This is a genomic window from Pseudomonas sp. TUM25319, from assembly GCF_056388475.1.
Map to the genome: position 1 here is coordinate 2183254 of NZ_CM150751.1, position 19472 is coordinate 2202725.

Genomic DNA, 19472 nt, shown 5'->3' on the forward strand with positions numbered 1-19472 from the left:
GGGCCGATCCGCTCAGCAAGCGAATCGGCCCTGTGTTTTTTTCCGCATCCCCGAGCCTGTCGCTGAAATAATCACTTATGCTTTCACGCAGTTTTTCCATCTGCTCAAGAGGCCGTTCGGGACGCTGATGCGCACTATCTGGAAGTCTTTTCGCGCGTTGTACTTCGCCGCTTTGATGATGTTGATCGGCTCCGGCCTGTTGAGTACTTACCTGGCCCTGCGCCTGAGTGCCGATCAGGTGGACAGTCTCTGGGTCGGTGCGCTGATGGCCGCCAACTACTTCGGCCTGGCCCTGGGCGGCAAGATCGGCCACCGGCTGATCGCCCGGGTCGGTCATATCCGTGCCTATGCCACCTGCGCCGGCATCGTCGGTGCGGCGGTACTTGGGCACGGGCTGGTGAGTTTCCTGCCGGCCTGGCTGTTCCTGCGGGTCATCGTCGGCCTCGGCATGATGTGCCAGTACATGGTCATCGAGAGCTGGCTGAACGAGCAGGCCGACGCCAGGCAGCGCGGGGCGGTGTTCAGCGGCTACATGATCGCGTCCTACCTCGGCCTGGTGCTCGGCCAGTTGATTCTCGTGGTGCATCCGCAACTCGGCCCTGAACTGCTGATGCTGGTCGCCATGTGCTTTGCCTTGTGCCTGGTGCCGGTGGCGCTCACCCGGCGCATCCACCCGGCACCGCTGCGCCCGGCGCCGATGGAGCCGCGGTTTTTCATCAAGCGTGTGCCGCAGTCCCTGAGCACGGTGCTCGGCTCCGGCCTGATCGTCGGTTCTTTCTATGGCCTGGCGCCGCTGTATGCGTCCAAGCAGGGCCTGAGCACCGAACAGGTCGGTATCTTCATGGGTTGCTGCATCTTCGCCGGCCTGCTGGTGCAGTGGCCGCTGGGCTGGCTGTCCGACCGCTATGACCGTGCCGTGCTGATCCGTAGTGTCGCGGTGGGGCTGGCGGTGGCCTCCTTGCCGCTGGCGATCCTGCCGAGCGTGCCGATGCTGGTGCTGTTCGTCGCGGGGTTCGTGGTCTCGCTGCTGCAGTTCTGCCTCTATCCCCTGGCCGTGGCCTTCTCCAATGACCATGTCGAGAGCGAGCGCAGGGTATCGCTGACGGCGATGTTGCTGGTGACCTACGGCGTTGGCGCGAGTATCGGGCCTCTGGCGGCGGGCGTGCTGATGAAGACGTTCGGTGACCAGATGCTCTACGCCTTCTTCACCTTCTTCGCCCTGGTGCTGGTCTGGCGAATCCGGCCGAAAGCGGTGACGGGGCTGCACCAGGTCGACGATGCCCCGCTGTCTCACGTTGCCATGCCGGCCGCAAGTTCGCCTCTGGCGGCAGCGCTGGACCCGCGGGTGGCCGAGCAGGTAGTGCAGGATCAGATGCAGGCGCCGGTTGCCGCGGAGGACACCGAGGAAGAGGAAGGGGAAAAGGTGAAGCCCGAGGGGGAAGAGCCGGTTCGGTCTTGAGGGTGGTGGGGCCGCGAGGCGGCCCCTGGCGGGCGACGATCAGTAATCGTCTTTGTCGAACCGCCGTGCTTCGCGCTGCAACTGGTAAACGAAGCTTTCGATCTTGCGCTGCATCTGCCCGGTGACATTGTGGAAGCGCACACCGGCGAAGGTGATGTTCTGGCGCTCCTCGAAATGCAGGTGGCGCAGTTCCACCGACATGCTGGTCAGCCCCAGCGGCGCACCCGCTGCGAACTTCTCGTAGACCTGACCCAACTGCAGGCGCTCTTCGATGTTGCCCTCGAAGCGCAATTTGCAGCCGGTTGCCGAGATGTCCAGCAATTTGCCACGGATCGCACCGGCACCCTTGAGCTTTTCACCGTCGAGCACGACATCGACCAGTTGCGAAAGCTTCAGGGCCGCACGGAAGGCATTGCGGCGCTGATGATAAGTGACCTCGGTGGGCAGGGCGCCCCGATAGCAACGGCTACTGTCGGAAGACGAGACCGTCATGGGCTGGTCGCATTCCCAGGCGATCCGGACGCCATCATGGAAACCTTCTACCCGGAAGGGCTCGCCGTTCTCCAGGAAACGCTCGCCGTCGCGAGGAATCATTTCGTCCAGGGCCAGGACGTTGCTGTCGCGGTCGACTTCGACAACGTAGCTCTGGAAACGCTGGCTGCGTTCATGGAAGGTAATGATCAGTGGATCATGGCTCTCTAGCAGCGTCCGCAAGTGGGCGGCAATTTCCAAGGGCGTGGTTAGGACCTTTGGAGGCTGCGGAGCGTCTACGTCATTCAACACGGTTGATGAATCTCCAGGCAAAAACGACACACGCAGCCGGCATTCTGCCAGCATGCGTTGTGCCTTGATAGAGGGTCACGCCTGGCTGAGCGCACGAGGCTTGGCAAGCGGCGAGGTAGAGCCCCGGCTGTCGTAGAGCGAAGGGGCTTCACCGCCCATGAGGATTCTGATCTGGTTGGCCGTAGTGGCCTGCTGCAGGACGATCGACTGGCCGTTGCGCTCGTTGATCTCCTTGCACTCGTTGAGCAGGTTGCCCAGTACATCGAGTTGCTGCAGCAATTTCGGCCCCAGGTGCGACTGGCTGGCGAGTACTTCCACCCCGGCGCGGTCCGCTGTAAGGCCGATGCTGGTGAGCAGTTGACTGCGCCGACGTCCCTGCTGATCGAGCAGCACCACAAGGGATTGCTTGTGGGCGAGGATGTTCTCCAGTACCGGCATGTCCCGTCCGTGCAGGGCGACGTATTCGTCCCGCAACAGTTGGAGCAGTTGTTCCGCCGGACCGATATCGTCTTCGATCAGTTGCAGCAGGGTCGTGTCGTGCATGGCTGGCTCTTGGTCCTGGCGTCCTTGAAGTCAGCGGGCCCGGGGGCTAGCGCTGGGCTTCGAAATTAAGCAGTTTGCTGGCCACGCGGTTGGCGTCGACCTGGTAGCTGCCGTCGGCGATAGCCTGTTTCAACGCGGCCACACGGTCGCTGTTGACGATAGGCTGGTCGCGCAGCTTGTCGCTGACCTGTTGCAACTGCTGTGCCTCTTGGCTGAGATGTACCGCTTCCCCGCTCTGGCCAGTGCTGGAGACTGCATCGGGCTGGCCTGCGCGGTTGCTGGCGGCGCTTTCCTGGCTGCTGCCAGTGCGCAGGCCGCCCGTCACTGACGGGGAGTTATTCAAACGACTGAAGTCGATGACCATGATCAGAAAACCTCGTGGGAATTTGGACGCTTGCCCTTTTTTCGGCCAACCCGGAAAAAACTTTAGGCGCGAATGAATACATCCGTCGCGGCAGGTCCATCAGCCCGTAATGGGACACAGTTTAGGAAATGCGCTTCCTTATCGCCAGCCTTCATCGGCCGGGCGTTTGCTGTGCGTCACAAGGTCACATGGAAACCTCCACCTGGCCGGGACCGGTTACCCTGGCTTTGACTACCCGTTTGGAGTTGAGATTGCGCACCCGGATCTGTTCGCTCATGCCGCCTTTGGTCAGGGCTTCGCCCGGCATTCTCACGGCCAGGGTGCCGCTGCGGGCCGTGATGACCACATGATCGCCCTTGCGGATGACCTCGGCCTGCTCCAGATGAACCGGCGTGATGACCTGGTCGATGACCATTGGTCGGACGACCTTCTGGCCAACGGCCTGGTCGAGGCTGGCGAGAAAGCCCTGGCCCAGCAGGCCGACGTCGCGCTCGCGCAGGGCCACGTCCTGCTCGCTGACCACGGCTTCGCGCTTGAGCGGGCGGGTGACCACGACCACGTCGCGGAAGAGCTTGACCTGGGCGGGGACGAACACGGTCCAGGGCGAAGTGCCATCGCAGCGCACTCGCACCGTGACCCGGCCCAGTGGCTGGGGCGGGCTTTCCAGGCTGGCGCCGAGCTGTTCGCTGCACAAGGGCATGCGCAGGCGCGGGTCGAGATTGTTCACCTGAATCTCGTAGCGGCCTTCGGTCTGGGTCTTGGCGAGGTAGTCTTCAACGGTGAATTCAAGAAACCCCTGGGTGACACCGATAAGCTGTTCAGGCAAGGTGAACGTATCAGCCAGAGTTCGAGCGCCAGGAGTCAACAAGCACAGCGCAGCAAGGAAGCCGGGCAGATGGCGGTGCAGGCGTCGGAAAAATGTCGTTTTCGTTTTCATAACAGTTAAAAAGCAAGGCGCGTGCCTATATGGTCACGCGACCCCATGTGTTGGTTGAGGAGTCTGGCATGGCTGGTGTAATGGATTCGGTGAACCAGCGCACGCAACTGGTGGGTCAGAATCGTCTCGAACTGCTGCTGTTCCGCCTCAACGGCGAGCAGTTGTACGGGATCAACGTGTTCAAGGTTCGGGAAGTGCTGCAATGCCCGAGCCTGACGCTTCTGCCCAAGTCCAGTCGGGTCGTGCGCGGTGTCGCGAATATTCGTGGGGCGACCATCCCGATCCTGGATCTGGCGATGGCGACCGGTTTGCCCGGTCTGAATGAAGATACAAGCAAGAGTTTCGTCATCATTACCGAGTACAACACCAAGACCCAGGGGTTTCTGGTGCACTCGGTCGAACGCATCGTCAACATGAACTGGGAAGAGATCCATCCGCCACCCAAGGGGACCGGTCGCGATCACTACCTGACGGCGGTGACCCGGGTCGACAACAAGATGGTCGAAATCATCGACGTGGAGAAAATCCTCGCCGAGGTGGCGCCGAGTTCCGAGTCGGTCTCGACCGGTGTGGTCGATGCAGAGGTCCACAGCAAGGCGGTTTCGCTGCGGGTGCTCACCGTCGACGACTCCTCGGTGGCGCGCAAGCAGGTCAGTCGCTGCCTGCAGACTGTCGGTGTCGAGGTGGTTGCGCTCAATGACGGTCGTCAGGCGCTGGATTACCTGAGGGCGATGGTGGATGAGGGCAAGCGTCCGGAAGAGGAATTCCTGATGATGATCTCCGACATCGAGATGCCGGAGATGGACGGTTACACGCTGACCGCGGAGATCCGCAACGATCCGCGCATGCAAAACCTGCATATCATCCTGCATACTTCGCTGTCCGGGGTGTTCAACCAGGCGATGGTCAAGAAAGTCGGCGCCGACGACTTCCTGGCCAAGTTCCGGCCGGACGACCTGGCCCAGCGCGTGGTCGACCGGATCAAGGCCACACACTAAATAACGGCCAGGGGCCCCGGCCCCTGGTGTTGTAAATGATTTAAGAGGCGGCACCATTGTCTACGGGTAATTTGGATTTCGAGCAGTTCCGGGTCTTCCTGGAAAAAGCCTGTGGCATCCTGCTGGGTGAAAATAAGCAGTACCTGGTTTCCAGTCGTCTCGACAAGCTGATGGAACAGCAGGGCATCAAGACCTTGACCGAGCTGGTGCACCGTATCCAGAGCCAGCCGCGCAGTGGCCTGCGCGAACAGGTGGTCGATGCCATGACCACCAACGAAACCCTCTGGTTCCGCGATACCTACCCCTTCGAGGTGCTGAAGAACAAGGTGTTGCCGGAGCTGATCCGCAACAACCCGGGGCAGCGCCTGCGGATCTGGTCGGCGGCCTGTTCCTCGGGGCAGGAGCCCTATTCGATCTCCATGTCCATCGACGAATTCGAGCGCAGCAACGTCGGCCAGTTGAAGATGGGCGCGCAGATCGTCGCCACTGACCTGTCCGGCTCGATGCTGGCCAACTGCAAGACCGGCGAATACGACAGTCTGGCGATTGCCCGGGGATTGTCCCAGGAGCGCCTGCAGCGTTATTTCGATCCGAAAGGGCCGGGGCGCTGGGCCGTCAAGGCGCCGATCCGCAGTCGCGTCGAGTTCCGTTCGTTCAACCTGCTCGACAGCTACGCCGCCCTGGGCAAGTTCGACATCGTGTTCTGCCGCAACGTGCTGATCTACTTCTCGGCGCAGGTGAAGAAAGACATTCTGACCCGCATCCATGCCACCCTGAAGCCGGGTGGCTATCTGTTCCTCGGTGCGTCCGAGGCGCTGAACGGCCTGCCCGACCATTACCAGATGGTCCAGTGCAGTCCCGGGATCATCTATCAGGCCAAGTGAGCTGCAAGTTGTAAGCTGCAAGCTGCAAGCTGCAAGCTGCAAGCTGCAAGAAAGAGCAGGTCGCGTTGTTGGCGCCTTGTCTTTTTGCTTGAGGCTCGGTTGAAACGAGAAAGCCCCCGTGTCTTGCGATCGGGGGCTTTTGGTTTCTGGGGGGCAAGCTGCAAGTTGCAAGTTGCAAGTTGCAAGAATGAGCGGGTCGCGTTGTTGGCGCCTTGTCTTTTCGCTTGAGGCTTGGTTGAAACGAGAAAGCCCCCATGTCTTGCGACTGGGGGCTTTTGGCTTCTGGGGTCTTGGTTGCTTCAAGCTTCAGGCTGCAAGTGAAAGCCGGCGGGGGCAGCGGCGCGGACGGCTCTTTCTTGCAGCTTGCAGCTTGCAGCTTGAAGCTTACAGCTGCCTCAGAAGTCGTAACGCACCTTGGCGCTGAACACGTCAGCGTCGAAGCCCGACTTGCCGATGTAGTCGTAGTTCACGCCCAGGGTCACCGCGCCCAGTTTGTAGTCGGTACCGATACCGGCTTCATAGCTGTTGCGCACGGCTTTGGCGCCAGTGGTCACGAAGGGCGTGTTGCCCAGCAGGAAGGTCGAGGTGCTGCTGGCCTGGTCGGCGGCGAAGTCGTGGTAAGCCATCAGCTTGACCTGTGGCTCCAGGGTGCCGGCGCCCAGTGCATAGCTGCTGGCAACCCGGAAGCCTGCGCCCAGTTCGATGGCTTCGTAGCGCTGGTCTTCGACTTTCAGTGCCGCCGAGGAGCCTTTTTCGCGGTAGCCGTCGATGTTCACCAGGCTGTAGCGCGCGGCCAGACGTGGTTCGACCAGCAATTGCGGGCTGATCTTCCAGGTGTAGCCACCCACCAGGTTCAGGCCGAGCAGGTCGCTGTCGTAGTCGGCCTTGGCCTGGGTGCTGGCGATGCTGCGCTTGCTGTCGTTGTCGTTGACGCCGTAGGTCAGGCTGGCGTCGACGAAGTAGTTGCCCAGCTCGTAGCCGCCGTACAGGGTGAAGGCGTGGCTGTCGACTTCGGTCTTGTTGCCGGTCTTGCCGTTGACGTCAGTGTTGATGAAGCTGTACGCCAGGCCCAGGGTCAGGTTGTCGTTCAGCTTGCCGTCGGCGCCCACCGCGATACCACGGCTGTAGGCGTTGTAGCCGGCCACGCCGTCACGCAGGTCCTGGGTGGCGTCGCTGTACAGGGTCTGCACCCAGACGCCGGTTTCCTTGAAGCCTTCACCCGAGGAGGCACCGCGCAGGCTGCTGGTACGGCTGCCGGTCACGTTGCTGACCAGATTCTGGCTGGTGGTGGCCGCCTGGGTGGCGCCGCCGTTGGTTTCCGGGGCCAGTTGTTCGGCGATGCGGGTCAGGTCGGCTTCGTTGGTGTTGAGCAGGGCCTGCAGCAACGGGTCGTTCGGGTTCTGCTGGCGGATGCGGTTGATCACGCCGTCGTTGACCAGGCTGCCGAGGGCTTTCTGGCTGTTGGCCGAGCCGCCGTTGTTGGTGATGATTTCCTCGACTTCGTCCTTGCCCTTGCCGGTGACGGTGGCCACCAGGGTGTTGTTTTCGAGGCTGTAGCTATCGATTTTCAGCAGGGCCGAGGAGCTGACCAGGTTGAGCTTGCCATTCGGGTCCACATCCAGGCCGTCGGCCGTCTGGACGTTGATCTGGCCAGCCTGGATGAGTTTGTAGACGGTACCGTTGGCCGAGAAATCCTCGCCCTGGGCGGCCAGCTTGATCTGTGCGTTCTGGCCGAATTCGGCGGTGCCGGTGATGCTCAGTACGGCGACGTCCGGGTTGGTCGCGCTGCTCAGGTTAAGGCCCAGGGCAGAGTTGCTGGCGACCCACAGGCTGCCATCGAGGCTGGTATGGGCGCTGAGCAGGTTCAGTTGTGCTGGGGTGTTGTTCGAGACGCTACCGACATCGACCCAGTCATTGCTGCCATCCGCCATGCGGATGTTATAGCCGTCGGAGTCGGCGTTGGTGCCAGTGAAGTCGGTGTTGCCAGTGACGATGATATTGCTCAGATCGATCAGGTTGCCGGTAATCTCGCTGCCGCTCTGCAGGGTCAGGTACACCCTGCGGTTGCTTTCGCTGGCATCGACCGCTTCGTCCTCGGACGTGAGCTTGCCGCTGTTGATGATGTTCAGCGGCTGATAAGGGCTCGGGTGGGTCTCATCGGGGTCGATGTCGACGCCGCCGATGACGATGGCCGCGTCGGTAGCCCGGATGGTGCCGGTATTGATCACCTGGTTGGACGTGCTGGTGAAGCTGGCGCCATCGATACGGATACCTTCGGCATCGTCGCCGGTGGCGATGATGGTGCCGTGGTTCTCGAGGCCGGCCAGATCGGTCATATCGGTCTGCAGCCAGCGCTCGTTCGAGGTGACGTCGATGGCGGTGGCGCCGTTGCCGGTGACCTGGATCAGGCCGCGGTTGATGACTTTGCCGACGATCTCACCGCCTTCCAGGTTGATGCCCTTGGCATCGGTGCCTTCGGCCAGGATGCGGCCGCTGCTGGCGTTCACCAGGTCGCCCTTGATGAGGGTCGAGCCGCTCATGTCGATGGCGCGGGCCACGTCGGTGCCGCCGCCATCGGTCAGCGGTTCGCCCTTGGCCGACAGCAGGCCTTCGTTGATCACGCTGCCGCCGATGATCGCAGGGTCGATCATCAGGGCGTTGGCGCCGCCGCCGATCGCGCTGATGCTGCCCTTGTTGATCACGCTGCCGTCGATGTAGTTGTTGATCGAGGTAAGGCCGTCTTCGTAGACATCCATGTCCACGCCGCCAGCGAAGTCGCCGGTACTGTTGATGGTGGCGTTGAGGATCAGGTCTTTCTGCAGATGGCTGCCATTGAATTCGATGGCATCTTCATCGCTACCGCCGGTGTAGGTGCCGGTGATCTCGAGATCTTCGGTGTAGGTCTGACGCTCGCTCAGGAAACCGGCGTTGGTCAGTTGGACGGTCTGCGCATAGGCGGGCAGGGTGGTGGCGGTTACCGCCAGGGCGAGCAGGGTCTTGCGGAAAATCACGGAAGCCACAGTTCATTCCTTAAACGTCTTGGATATCACGGTACGTCCTTGCGTGGCCGGGGCCTTGCTGGTGGTGATGGCTTAATGCCACGCAACGAGCGGCGGGGATGGTAACGAACTGGCCATTAAAATGACATCCTTTTGGCGCCGGCTTTCCGTGCGGCATTGCCGCTTTTCGCCGCTGCTGACCTGGTCCGGCGGAAAGCCGTTGCCGCTTTTCTGGCATTGCCGCCGGCGGCAACAGGGCCAAATCCCCGGTTTTACTGGGCTTGATCTGATTGGCATGGGACTTGCTCTCTGATTCGGCAACGAACATCCGGTCAACCTTCGAAGGTTTCCCCGACATGAGCATCAGCTTCGACAAAGCCCTCGGCATCCATGAAAAGGCACTGAGCTTCCGTGCCCAGCGTGCCGAAGTGCTGGCCAACAACATCGCCAACGCCGATACGCCGAACTTCAAGGCCCGGGACATGGACTTCTCCAGCGTGCTCGCTGCCGAGACCGAGAAGACCCAGAAAGGTCATTTTGCCCTCGACCGGACCAACTCCCGGCACATCGAGGCCGAGGGTGTCACCCTCAGCGACGAAGCCTTGCAGTACCGCACGCCGATGCAGCCTTCGATCGACCAGAACACCGTCGACGCGCAGCTTGAGCAATCGAGCTACGCCGAGAACGCCGTGGGCTTCCAGGCCAGCTTCACGCTCCTCAACAGTAAATTCAAAGGGCTGGTTTCAGCCCTGCGCGGAGAGTAATCCATGTCCCTCGCCAGTGTTTTCAATATCGCCGGTAGCGGCATGAGTGCCCAGACCACCCGGCTGAACACCGTCGCCTCGAACATCGCCAACGCCGAGACCGTGTCGTCGAGCATCGACCAGACCTACCGCGCTCGCCATCCGGTGTTCGCTACCACCTTCCAGCAGGCCCAGAACGGCAGCCAGTCGCTGTTCCAGGATCAGGATGCGGCAGGCCAGGGCGTGCAGGTGCTCGGCGTGGTCGAGGACCAGAGCAACCTCGAGGCCCGCTACGAGCCGAACCATCCGGCGGCGAACAAGGACGGCTACGTCTATTACCCGAACGTCAACGTGGTCGAGGAAATGGCCGACATGATCTCGGCCAGCCGTTCGTTCCAGACCAACGCCGAGTTGATGAACACGGCCAAGACCATGATGCAGAAAGTACTGACCCTCGGTCAGTGATAAGGGACCACGCCAATGGCCAGCGTCAACGATACAACCGCAGGGGTTAACCTCAACGACGTCATCAAGGCGTCGGGGAAGACCACCACCAGTCAGACCGGCGTCGCCTCTGCCACCAACAGCTCCACCGGTGGCCAGACCCTGGGCAAGGATGCGTTCCTGCAACTGCTGGTTACCCAGATGCAGCACCAGAACCCGCTCGATCCGCAGGACAACAGCGAGTTCGTCGCCCAGCTGGCGCAGTTCAGTAGCCTCGAAGGCATCACCTCGCTGAACGAGTCGGTCACCGCCATTTCCGGCAACTACAAGTCGTCGCAGGCGCTGCAGGCGTCGTCGCTGGTGGGCCGCTCGGTCATCGCCCAGACCGACAAGGCAGTGGTCGATACCAGCAAGAGCCTGAACGGTTCGGTGGTGGTGCCGCAGTCGGTGAGCAGTGTCACCGTGACCATCAAGGACAAGGACGGCAACGCCGTGCGCACCCTCGACCTGGGCGCGCAATCGGCCGGTAATGCTGCCTTCGTCTGGGACGGCAAGAACGAGAAGGGCGAAGTGGTTTCGCCGGATACCTACACCTTCACGGCCACCACCACCGTCGATGGCAAGGCCATGGAAATGTATACCCTGCTGCCGGCAACGGTGAGCAGCGTCACTATCAGTCAGACAGGGGGCGAGATGATGTTGAACCTCGCCGGTCTGGGCAGCGTCGCGCTGTCCAAAGTCCAAACCATCGGTATATAGAGCCGGCTAACGCGGCACAGGAGTGGAAAGATGTCTTTCAATATCGGCCTTAGCGGTCTCTATGCAGCCAGCAAACAACTGGACGTAACCGGCAACAACATCGCCAACGTTGCGACCACCGGCTTCAAGTCCTCCCGCGCGGAGTTCGAGGACGTGTACTCGGCCAGCAAGCTGGGCGTCGGCAGCAAGACCGTCGGCAACGGCGTGCGTCTGGCGGCAGTGTCGCAGCAGTTCGGCCAGGGTGATGTGAACAACACCGGCAACGTGCTGGACATGGCCATCCAGGGTCAGGGTTACTTCATCCTCAGCGACAACGGTTCGCTGAGCTATACCCGTGCCGGCGCCTTCCAGACCAACAAGGACAACTACGTCGTCACCTCCGACGGCCTGCGCCTGCAGGGCTACGCCGCAGACGAGAACGGCACCATCCTCAAGGCTGGCCTGACCGACCTGAAGATCGATACCTCGGCACTGGCGCCCAAGCCCACCAGTCTGATCGACCAGGGCATCAACCTGAACTCTTCCGCCGACAGCATTCCGCTGCCGACCGCTACACCGGCTGGCCCGACCTTCGTGCCGACCGACGAGACCACCTACAGCAAGAAGTTCTCGACCGAGATCTACGATAGCCAGGGTAATAAACACACCATGGAGCAGTACTATCGCAAGACCGACCAGAACACCTGGACCATGTACACCCTGATCGACGGTCGCAACCCGCAGAACCCTGCGAGCACTGTGCCGCTCACCGGTACCATGACCTTCAATGCCGACGGTAGTGTCAAGGCCATGACCGGCAGTGTTGCGCCGGATGACAGCTTCGAGGTGGTGAACAACGTCTTCACCGTGAAGGGCTGGATTCCGTCGGCGTACAACTCCACTACCGGTACCTGGGTGCCGAATGGCTCCGAGGCCAATGCCTCCGGCATTCGCCTGGACATGAACTCGACCACCTCCTACAACACCGAGACGGCCCGTCTGTCCCAGTCCCAGGACGGTTATGCCACCGGTATCCTGTCGAGCCTGAGCATCGACTCCACCGGCGTGCTGTTCGCCAGCTTCAGCAACCAGCAGTCCCGCGCCATCGGCCAGTTGGCCATCGCCAGCTTTGCCAACGAGCAGGGTCTGGAGCAGCAGGGCGGAACCCGCTGGAAGGAAACCTATTCCTCCGGCATCCCGGGCATCGACACGCCGAAGACCGGCACCCTGGGTTCCATTTCGTCCAACTCGCTGGAAGAGTCCAACGTCAACCTGACCCAGGAGCTGGTCGAGCTGGTCAAGGCGCAGTCCAACTACCAGGCCAACGCCAAGACCATTTCCACCCAGAGCGCCATCATGCAGACCATCATCCAGATGACCTGATGAGGGTGGCGCCGGTTGATCCGGTGCCCTGAGTGTCGAGCGAGCCCCTTCCCGATCCGGGCGGGGGTTCGTTGTTTCTGGAGGTGATCGATGAAGCGATATCTGTGGCTTGTCCTGGCGCTGCTGGCGGCTCAGTCGTGGGCGGCGATGGCGCCGTGGTACCGCTGGGAAAGCCAGGCGGACGGGCGGCTGGTCTGTTCTCAGCACTCTCCCGGGGAGGGCTGGCGGCAGTTCGCCGGTCCCTTCAACAATGCCGGTTGTCGTCCCTGAGTGACGGGGCGGAATCTTGCCGCTGACGGCAGTCCGCCGCCGATAATTTGTCTTCCGTTTCCGCCCCGGCAGATTTCTGCCCAGTCAAAGCCCCGAAAACACGGGGCTTTTTTCTGGCGTCAGCAACTTGGTTCGAAAATTGCTTCATCGTGCCGGAGCAGCGGTGAACGGCAAGTGTTCGCCAGCGCAGCGGAGGATGACTGTGGACAAGATGCTATACGTGGCCATGACCGGCGCCAGCCAGAACGCGCTGGCCCAGAAGGCCCACGCCAACAACCTGGCGAACATTTCCACCAGCGGTTTTCAGCGTGACCTGGAGCAGGCGCGCTCGATGCCGGTATTCGGTGACAGCTTTCCGGCGCGGGCCTACGCCATGACCGAACGCCCGGCCACCGATTTCAGCCCCGGTGCGCTGCAGGAAACCGGTCGCGACCTGGATATCGCCGTGGGCGGTGACGGCTTCATCGCCGTGCAGGCTCCCGACGGCAGCGAAGCCTACGTGCGTACCGCCAGCCTGAACATCGACGGTGTCGGTGTGCTGCGCGCCGGCAACGGCATGCCGGTGATGGGCAACGGTGGTCCCATCGCCGTGCCGCCGGAGCAGAAGGTCGAAATCGGCCAGGACGGCACCATCAGCATCCGCGCCATGGGCGAAGGCCCGCGGGTGATGGCCGAGGTGGACCGCATCAAGCTGGTCAACCCCGACCTGAAGAACATGACCAAGGGCCTCGACGGCCTGATCCATACCAAGAGCGGCCAGCCGGCCGACGCCGATGCCAACGTGCAGGTGGTGTCCGGCTTCCTGGAAGCGAGCAACGTCAACGCCGTGGAAGAGATGACGTCGGTCCTGGCGCTGGCCCGGCAGTTCGAACTGCACGTCAAGATGATGAACACGGCCAAGGAAGGCGACGAAGCCATGGCTCGGGTTTTGCAAATCAGCTAATTACACAGGCGTAGCGCCGTAAAACAGGCGTACGAGGAGAACAGCATGCTTCCGGCTCTTTGGGTCAGTAAAACCGGTCTGTCCGCCCAGGACACCAACCTGACCGTCATTTCCAACAACCTGGCCAACGTCTCGACCACCGGCTTCAAGCGTGATCGCGCCGAATTCCAGGACCTGCTCTACCAGGTCAAGCGCCAGCCTGGTGCCCAGTCCACTCAGGACAGCGAGCTGCCATCGGGCCTGCAGGTCGGTACCGGTGTGCGCATCGTCGGCACCCAGAAAAACTTCATGACCGGCAGCCTGCAGACCACCGAGAACCCGCTGGACCTCGCGGTCAACGGTCGTGGTTTCTTCCAGGTCCTGCAACCGGACGGCACCGTTTCCTACACCCGTGACGGTACCTTCCACCTGAACTCCGACGGCCAGGTCGTCACCGCCAACGGTTTCGCCCTAGAGCCGGCCATCGTCGTTCCGCCGGATGCCCAGACCTTCACCGTCGGCCAGGACGGTACCGTGTCGATCACCACCGCCGGCAACCCTGCCGCGCAGATCATCGGCAACATCCAGACCGCCGACTTCATCAACCCGGCCGGCCTGCAGTCCATGGGTGGCAACCTGTTCCTGGAAACCGCTGCCAGCGGTGCGCCACAGATCGGTACCCCAGGCCTGAACGGCTTCGGCACCACCCTGCAGCAGACCCTGGAAAACTCCAACGTCAGCACCGTGGAAGAGCTGGTCAACATGATCACCACCCAGCGTGCCTACGAGATGAACTCCAAGGTGATTTCCACCGCCGACAGCATGCTCCAGTACGTTACCCAGAACCTGTAATTGAAGTCGCCCAGGTCACGTCATCCGCTACACCGTGAGGTCAGAGTCATGAGCCGTTTGTTGTCCGTTTTCGCCCTGGGGGGGGTGGTATTGCTGGCAGGTTGCGTCGGTCCGACGCCCAAGCCCAACGATCCGTACTACGCGCCGGTGTTGCCGCGCACGCCCCTGCCGGCGGCGGCCAACAATGGTTCGATCTACCAGGCCGGCTTCGAGCAGAACCTGTACAGCGACCGCAAGGCGTTCAGGGTCGGTGACATCATCACCATCACCCTCAACGAGCGAACCCAGGCCAGCAAGAACGCCAACTCGCAGATCGCCAAGAACAGCAATGCCGAGCTGGGCCTGACCTCGCTGTTCGGGTCGAGCCTGACCACCAACAACCCGATCGGCAGCAACGACCTGAGCCTGAGCGCCGGCTACAGCGGCGACCGTGCCACCAAAGGCGACAGCAAGGCGGCCCAGGGCAATACCCTGACCGGCTCGATCACCGTGACCGTGGCCGATGTGCTGCCCAACGGCATCATTGCCGTGCGTGGCGAAAAATGGATGACGCTGAACACCGGCGACGAGCTGGTGCGCATCGCCGGCATGGTTCGCGCCGACGATATCGCCACCGACAACACCGTGTCCTCGACCCGGGTTGCCGATGCACGCATCACCTACTCGGGTACAGGGTCCTTCGCCGACGCCAGTCAGCCGGGCTGGTTCGACCGTTTCTTCCTCAGCCCGCTCTTCCCGTTCTAGGTCCGGATGCCCATGTTCAACTTCAAGCAACTGCTTGCCGCGACCCTTCTGCTCGGTGCCGCCTTCGGCGCCCATGCCGAGCGCCTGAAGGATATCGCCAGCATTTCCGGCGTGCGCTCCAACCAGTTGATCGGCTATGGCCTGGTGGTGGGGCTGAACGGTACGGGTGACCAGACCACCCAGACCCCGTTCACCCTGCAGACCTTCAACAACATGCTCTCGCAGTTCGGCATCAAGGTGCCGGCGGGTTCCGGCAACGTGCAATTGAAAAACGTCGCTGCGGTGTCGGTGCATGCCGATCTGCCACCGTTCGCCAAGCCGGGGCAGGTGGTGGACATCACCGTGTCGTCCATCGGCAACTCCAAGAGCCTGCGCGGCGGCAGCCTGCTGATGACGCCGCTCAAGGGGATTGACGGCAACGTCTACGCCATCGCCCAGGGCAACCTGGTGGTGGGCGGTTTCGACGCCGAGGGCCGTGATGGTTCGAAGATCACCGTCAACGTGCCCTCTGCCGGCCGTATTCCCGGCGGTGCCTCGGTGGAACGCGCCGTGCCTAGCGGCTTCAACCAGGGCAACAGCCTGACCCTGAACCTCAATCGCCCGGACTTCACCACGGCCAAGCGCATCGTCGACAAGGTCAACGAACTGCTCGGCCCGGGTGTTGCCCAGGCGGTGGATGGCGGCTCGGTGCGGGTTACCGCGCCGCTGGATCCGGGGCAGCGGGTCGACTACCTGTCGATCCTGGAGAACCTCGAGATCGATCCGGGCCAGGCGGTGGCCAAGGTCATCATCAACTCGCGTACCGGCACCATCGTCATTGGCCAGAACGTCAAGGTATCGCCGGCTGCGGTCACCCACGGCAGCCTGACCGTGACCATCACCGAAGACCCGATCGTCAGCCAGCCCGGCGCCTTCTCCAATGGCCAGACCGCCGTGGTGCCGCGTTCCCGGGTCAACGCCGAGCAGGAAGCCAAGCCGATGTTCAAGTTCGGCCCGGGCACCACGCTCGACGAGATTGTCCGTGCCGTCAACCAGGTCGGCGCTGCACCGAGCGACCTGATGGCGATCCTCGAAGCCCTGAAGCAGGCCGGCGCGTTGCAGGCCGACCTGATCGTGATCTGAGGCCTCGTACCCATGGACATGCCCAAGAGCACGACCTACGGCACCACCGACAGCGGTGCCTACACCGACCTCAATCGCCTCAATTCGCTGAAGGTCGGCGACCGCGACAGCGAGGGCAACCTGCGCAAGGTCGCCCAGGAATTCGAGTCGCTGTTTCTCAACGAAATGCTCAAGTCGGTGCGTTCGGCTACCGACGTGCTGGCCAAGGACAACCCGCTCAATACCGAGACCACCAAGCAGTACCAGCAGATGTACGACCAGCAACTGGCCGTCAGCCTGTCCCGCGAGGGCGGGGGGATCGGCCTGCAGGACGTGCTGATGCGCCAGTTGTCCAAGCAGAAGGCAGCAACGCCCAACACCAGCCCGTTCCCGCGAGTGGATGTGCAGCAGCGCTCGCTGTGGGCGAGCAAGGTGGCCGAGCCGGTACGCAATGCCGAGGAGACCGCGACCACCCGCAACGATGTGGCCGCGCTCAATTCCCGTCGCCTGGCGCTGCCGGGCAAGCTGACGGACCGTTTGCTGGCCGGCATCGTGCCGTCCGCCGACGCTGCAGCCGCGACCACCAATACCGCAGCGCTGCCACAACGCACCACCGCTGCCACCGACGCGGTGATCAAGGGCGACTGGGAGCCGGCCAAGAGCTTCGCAGCGCCGAACTCGATGCAGATCTACAGCCGTGCCGTGGCCCAGCCGCCGCTGGCGCCCGCGAAAAGGGCCTTCGCCTCCAGCGACGAGTTCATCAGCACCATGCTGCCGATGGCCGAGCAGGCCGCCAAGCGCATCGGTATCGATCCGCGTTACCTGGTGGCCCAGGCTGCCCTGGAAACCGGCTGGGGCAAGTCGGTCATGCGCGCCAGCGATGGCAGCAGCAGTCACAACCTGTTCGGCATCAAGGCCACCGGCAACTGGCAGGGCGATTCGGCGCGGGCGATCACCAGCGAATTCCGCGACGGCCAGTTCGTCAAGGAGACGGCGGCCTTCCGTTCCTACGATTCCTACCAGGACAGCTTCCACGATCTGGTCAGCCTGTTGCAGAACAACAGCCGCTATCAAGAAGCGGTGAAGTCGGCCGATAACCCGGAACAATTCGTGCGAGAGCTGCAAAAGGCCGGGTACGCCACCGACCCGGATTACGCCAGCAAGATCTCGCAGATCGCAAAACAGATGAAGTCGTACGAAAGCTACGCGGCGATCAGTCCAACGACGAAACTATAAGGTTTGAACCATGGCGAGTTTGATCAGCATCGGGATGTCGGGCCTCACGGCCGCGCAATCGGGCCTGCACACCACGGGTAACAACATTGCCAACGCCGACGTTGCTGGCTATTCGCGCCAGCAGAATATCCAGACCACCAATGGTTCGATCCGCTACGGCCAGGTGTTCATCGGCTCCGGCACCACCCTGGCCGACGTGCGCCGGGTCTACAACAGCTTCCTCGACAACCAGTTGCGCACCAGTACCTCGCTCAACAGCGATGCGGCGTCGTACCTGAGCCAGATCACCTCGGTCGACAGCCTGCTGTCCGACGCCAACACAGGCATCACCGGTGCGCTGCAGAATTTCTTCAGTTCCCTGCAGGGGCTGTCCAGCAAGCCGAACGACGACGCCTCGCGGCAACTGCTGCTGACCAACGCCGAAGCCCTGACCAACCGCTTCAACACCATTGCGGCGCAGTTCAAGGAACAGAACGCCAATATCAACGGCAACCTCAAGTCGATGACCGAGCAGGTCAACAACCTGGCCAAGACGGTCGCCGCGCTGAACGAACAGATCGCCAAGGTCGCCGCCGTCAATGGCCAGCCCAATGACCTGATGGACCAGCGCGACGAGACCATTCGCCAATTGTCCGAACTGGTCGGCGTGCAGACCAGCGAGCGCAACGGCAACATCGATATCACCCTGGCCAACGGCCAGTCGCTGGTGCTCGGGACTTCGGTGAACACCCTCACCACAGTGACCAGCACCACCGACCCGAGTCAGGTGTCGATCAAACTGAGCTACAACAATTCCACTGTCGACGTGACCAACTCGCTGACCGGTGGCGAGATCGGTGGCCTGCTGCGCTATCGTTCCGAGACGCTGGTGCCAGCGCAGAACGAGATCGGTCGCCTGGCACTGGTCATGGCCGACAAGATGAACTCGCAACTGGCCCAGGGCATCGACAAGAACGGTGAGTTCGGCGCGGCACTGTTCAGCGATATCAACAACGCGCTGGCCATGGCCGGCCGCAGCATTGCCATGAGCGGCAACAGCAGTGGCTCCGGCAACCTGGACGTGGTGATCAAGGACACTGGCCTGCTCAGCACCAGCGACTACCAGGTGACCTTCACCAGCGCTACCAGTTACACCGTGCGCAAGCTGCCCGACAACACCAGCATGGGCGCCTTCGATCTCAACGATGATCCGCAGCCGGTGATCGACGGCTTCAGCCTGAACCTCAATGGCGGGGCGGTCAGCGCCGGTGACAGCTTCAAGATCACCCCGACCCGCAACGCCGCCGCCAACCTTGACGTGGTGATGACCGACTCCAAGCGCCTGGCCCTGGCTGCGCCGCTCACGGCTACGTCCAACAGCAGCAACACCGGCACCGGTGTGATTACCCAGCCGGTACTCACCTCGGTCCTGGATATCGCCGATTCGGCCCAGCGCCTCGAGTTGCAGAACGGCATCAAGTATTCGACGCCGGTGCGCCTGGTGTTCGGTGACGAGACGCTCACCCCGCAGACCTACTCGGTCGTGGATTCCAAGGGCAACTCGATCGGCAGCGGCACCTTCGTGCCGGGCCAGAACAACACCCTGCAGATCAACGTGCCGATGGTCGATTCCACCGGTGCCCCGGTGCTCGACAGCAACAACGTACAGAAGACCTTCAGCTTCCAGATGGACGTCGCCGGGTCGCCCAAGAAGAACGACACGTACACCGTTTCGCTTACCGGTGCGGCCTCTTCGGACAACCGCAACGGCCTGTCGCTGCTGGAATTGCAGAAAGCCCAGACCGTCGACGTCGGCAGCGCCACCAAGGGCGTCAGCCTGACCGACGCCTACGGCAAGCTGGTGGAGAGCGTCGGCGCCAAGACCAAGCAGGCGCAGATGGACAGCTCGGCGACCACCGCCATCCTGACCCAGGCCAAGGCCTCCCGCGACTCGCTGTCTGGCGTGCAGCTCGATGAAGAAGCCGGCAACCTAGTCAAGTACCAGCAGTACTACACCGCCTCGTCGCAGATCGTCAAAGCGGCGCAGGACATGTTCAACACGCTGATCAGCGCCCTCTAAGGAGACGTAGAAC

The 19472-nt window shown here is 62.2% G+C and carries 20 protein-coding genes; 14 read left to right on the forward strand and 6 right to left on the reverse strand.

The genetic code is table 11. From position 1 onward, the window contains the following. The first annotated feature begins 127 nt into the window (after window positions 1-127). On the forward strand, window positions 128-1459 hold the full coding sequence (locus tag AC05QJ_RS10325) for an MFS transporter (RefSeq protein WP_476746758.1): 1332 nt from the start codon (window positions 128-130) through the stop codon (window positions 1457-1459). Between the two features lie 39 nt (window positions 1460-1498). On the opposite strand, the gene AC05QJ_RS10330 is transcribed toward AC05QJ_RS10325, so the two are convergent. The 4 genes from AC05QJ_RS10330 to flgA all read right to left on the reverse strand — a co-directional run bounded on the left by AC05QJ_RS10330 (window position 1499) and on the right by flgA (window position 4086). After that, the gene (locus tag AC05QJ_RS10330) at window positions 1499-2242 is read right to left on the reverse strand and encodes a flagellar brake protein (RefSeq protein WP_476746759.1); all 744 of its coding nucleotides are present in this window, start codon (window positions 2240-2242) and stop codon (window positions 1499-1501) included. Window positions 2243-2317: 75 nt separating this feature from the next. Next, complete coding sequence (locus AC05QJ_RS10335; protein ID WP_476746760.1) at window positions 2318-2785, reverse strand: flagella synthesis protein FlgN; 468 nt, start codon at window positions 2783-2785, stop codon at window positions 2318-2320. A gap of 46 nt (window positions 2786-2831) precedes the next feature. Next, a complete protein-coding gene (flgM, locus tag AC05QJ_RS10340; RefSeq protein WP_476746761.1) occupies window positions 2832-3149 on the reverse strand; it encodes a flagellar biosynthesis anti-sigma factor FlgM in 318 nt (105 codons plus the stop codon). A 184-nt stretch (window positions 3150-3333) separates the two neighbouring features. After that, window positions 3334-4086, reverse strand: coding sequence for a flagellar basal body P-ring formation chaperone FlgA (flgA, locus tag AC05QJ_RS10345; RefSeq protein WP_476746762.1), 753 nt, complete (start codon window positions 4084-4086; stop codon window positions 3334-3336). A 68-nt stretch (window positions 4087-4154) separates the two neighbouring features. On the opposite strand from flgA, the gene AC05QJ_RS10350 reads away from it, so the two are divergent. Together AC05QJ_RS10350 and cheR are read left to right on the forward strand one after the other, a co-directional pair. After that, the gene (locus tag AC05QJ_RS10350; protein WP_476746763.1) at window positions 4155-5084 is read left to right on the forward strand and encodes a chemotaxis protein CheV; all 930 of its coding nucleotides are present in this window, start codon (window positions 4155-4157) and stop codon (window positions 5082-5084) included. Window positions 5085-5140: 56 nt separating this feature from the next. Then, window positions 5141-5968, forward strand: coding sequence for a protein-glutamate O-methyltransferase CheR (cheR, locus tag AC05QJ_RS10355; RefSeq protein ID WP_476746764.1), 828 nt, complete (start codon window positions 5141-5143; stop codon window positions 5966-5968). A 395-nt stretch (window positions 5969-6363) separates the two neighbouring features. Here the strand turns inward: cheR and AC05QJ_RS10360 are convergent, their stop codons facing one another. Both AC05QJ_RS10360 and AC05QJ_RS10365 read right to left on the reverse strand, forming a co-directional pair. Continuing rightward, the gene (locus AC05QJ_RS10360; protein WP_476747909.1) at window positions 6364-8979 is read right to left on the reverse strand and encodes an autotransporter family protein; all 2616 of its coding nucleotides are present in this window, start codon (window positions 8977-8979) and stop codon (window positions 6364-6366) included. A gap of 19 nt (window positions 8980-8998) precedes the next feature. Next, window positions 8999-9295 (reverse strand): hypothetical protein, encoded by a 297-nt coding sequence (locus tag AC05QJ_RS10365; RefSeq protein WP_476746765.1) that lies wholly within the window; start codon window positions 9293-9295, stop codon window positions 8999-9001. Between the two features lie 28 nt (window positions 9296-9323). On the opposite strand from AC05QJ_RS10365, the gene flgB reads away from it, so the two are divergent. From flgB to flgK, 11 genes are all read left to right on the forward strand, one after another. Next, complete coding sequence (gene flgB / locus AC05QJ_RS10370) at window positions 9324-9731, forward strand: flagellar basal body rod protein FlgB (RefSeq protein ID WP_476746766.1); 408 nt, start codon at window positions 9324-9326, stop codon at window positions 9729-9731. A gap of 3 nt (window positions 9732-9734) precedes the next feature. Further along, window positions 9735-10175, forward strand: a complete 441-nt coding sequence (gene flgC, locus AC05QJ_RS10375; RefSeq protein WP_009402938.1) for a flagellar basal body rod protein FlgC — start codon at window positions 9735-9737, stop codon at window positions 10173-10175. A gap of 15 nt (window positions 10176-10190) precedes the next feature. Further along, window positions 10191-10913, forward strand: coding sequence for a flagellar hook assembly protein FlgD (gene flgD / locus AC05QJ_RS10380; RefSeq protein WP_476746767.1), 723 nt, complete (start codon window positions 10191-10193; stop codon window positions 10911-10913). Between the two features lie 30 nt (window positions 10914-10943). Next, window positions 10944-12275 carry a flagellar hook protein FlgE gene (gene flgE, locus AC05QJ_RS10385; protein ID WP_476746768.1) on the forward strand — a complete coding sequence of 444 codons (1332 nt, stop codon included), beginning with the start codon at window positions 10944-10946 and terminating at the stop codon, window positions 12273-12275. A 90-nt stretch (window positions 12276-12365) separates the two neighbouring features. Further along, a complete protein-coding gene (locus AC05QJ_RS10390; protein ID WP_476746769.1) occupies window positions 12366-12545 on the forward strand; it encodes a hypothetical protein in 180 nt (59 codons plus the stop codon). A gap of 202 nt (window positions 12546-12747) precedes the next feature. Further along, window positions 12748-13488: a flagellar basal body rod protein FlgF gene (locus AC05QJ_RS10395; protein WP_476746770.1), complete on the forward strand. Its 741-nt coding sequence runs from the start codon at window positions 12748-12750 to the stop codon at window positions 13486-13488. Window positions 13489-13533: 45 nt separating this feature from the next. After that, window positions 13534-14319, forward strand: a complete 786-nt coding sequence (gene flgG / locus AC05QJ_RS10400; RefSeq protein ID WP_476746771.1) for a flagellar basal-body rod protein FlgG — start codon at window positions 13534-13536, stop codon at window positions 14317-14319. Window positions 14320-14367: 48 nt separating this feature from the next. After that, entirely contained in the window at window positions 14368-15063 is a 696-nt protein-coding gene (gene flgH / locus AC05QJ_RS10405) for a flagellar basal body L-ring protein FlgH (protein ID WP_476746772.1), read from the forward strand. 12 nt (window positions 15064-15075) lie between these two features. Then, window positions 15076-16185, forward strand: a complete 1110-nt coding sequence (locus tag AC05QJ_RS10410; RefSeq protein ID WP_476746773.1) for a flagellar basal body P-ring protein FlgI — start codon at window positions 15076-15078, stop codon at window positions 16183-16185. A 12-nt stretch (window positions 16186-16197) separates the two neighbouring features. Continuing rightward, on the forward strand, window positions 16198-17400 hold the full coding sequence (gene flgJ, locus AC05QJ_RS10415) for a flagellar assembly peptidoglycan hydrolase FlgJ (RefSeq protein ID WP_476746774.1): 1203 nt from the start codon (window positions 16198-16200) through the stop codon (window positions 17398-17400). 10 nt (window positions 17401-17410) lie between these two features. Further along, window positions 17411-19459 (forward strand): flagellar hook-associated protein FlgK, encoded by a 2049-nt coding sequence (flgK, locus tag AC05QJ_RS10420; protein WP_476746775.1) that lies wholly within the window; start codon window positions 17411-17413, stop codon window positions 19457-19459. Window positions 19460-19472: the final 13 nt, after the last annotated feature.

Excerpts from the sequence above, each read along its gene's own strand:
- AC05QJ_RS10325 (WP_476746758.1), top strand. The coding sequence starts at position 128 with ATGCGCACTATCTGGAAGTCTTTTCGCGCGTTGTACTTCGCCGCTTTG.
- AC05QJ_RS10335 (WP_476746760.1), bottom strand. The coding sequence starts at position 2,785 with ATGCACGACACGACCCTGCTGCAACTGATCGAAGACGATATCGGTCCG.
- flgM (WP_476746761.1), bottom strand. The coding sequence starts at position 3,149 with ATGGTCATCGACTTCAGTCGTTTGAATAACTCCCCGTCAGTGACGGGC.
- flgA (WP_476746762.1), bottom strand. The coding sequence starts at position 4,086 with ATGAAAACGAAAACGACATTTTTCCGACGCCTGCACCGCCATCTGCCC.
- AC05QJ_RS10350 (WP_476746763.1), top strand. The coding sequence starts at position 4,155 with ATGGCTGGTGTAATGGATTCGGTGAACCAGCGCACGCAACTGGTGGGT.
- AC05QJ_RS10365 (WP_476746765.1), bottom strand. The coding sequence starts at position 9,295 with ATGTTCGTTGCCGAATCAGAGAGCAAGTCCCATGCCAATCAGATCAAG.
- flgB (WP_476746766.1), top strand. The coding sequence starts at position 9,324 with ATGAGCATCAGCTTCGACAAAGCCCTCGGCATCCATGAAAAGGCACTG.
- flgC (WP_009402938.1), top strand. The coding sequence starts at position 9,735 with ATGTCCCTCGCCAGTGTTTTCAATATCGCCGGTAGCGGCATGAGTGCC.
- flgD (WP_476746767.1), top strand. The coding sequence starts at position 10,191 with ATGGCCAGCGTCAACGATACAACCGCAGGGGTTAACCTCAACGACGTC.
- flgE (WP_476746768.1), top strand. The coding sequence starts at position 10,944 with ATGTCTTTCAATATCGGCCTTAGCGGTCTCTATGCAGCCAGCAAACAA.
- AC05QJ_RS10390 (WP_476746769.1), top strand. The coding sequence starts at position 12,366 with ATGAAGCGATATCTGTGGCTTGTCCTGGCGCTGCTGGCGGCTCAGTCG.
- flgG (WP_476746771.1), top strand. The coding sequence starts at position 13,534 with ATGCTTCCGGCTCTTTGGGTCAGTAAAACCGGTCTGTCCGCCCAGGAC.
- flgH (WP_476746772.1), top strand. The coding sequence starts at position 14,368 with ATGAGCCGTTTGTTGTCCGTTTTCGCCCTGGGGGGGGTGGTATTGCTG.
- AC05QJ_RS10410 (WP_476746773.1), top strand. The coding sequence starts at position 15,076 with ATGTTCAACTTCAAGCAACTGCTTGCCGCGACCCTTCTGCTCGGTGCC.
- flgJ (WP_476746774.1), top strand. The coding sequence starts at position 16,198 with ATGGACATGCCCAAGAGCACGACCTACGGCACCACCGACAGCGGTGCC.
- flgK (WP_476746775.1), top strand. The coding sequence starts at position 17,411 with ATGGCGAGTTTGATCAGCATCGGGATGTCGGGCCTCACGGCCGCGCAA.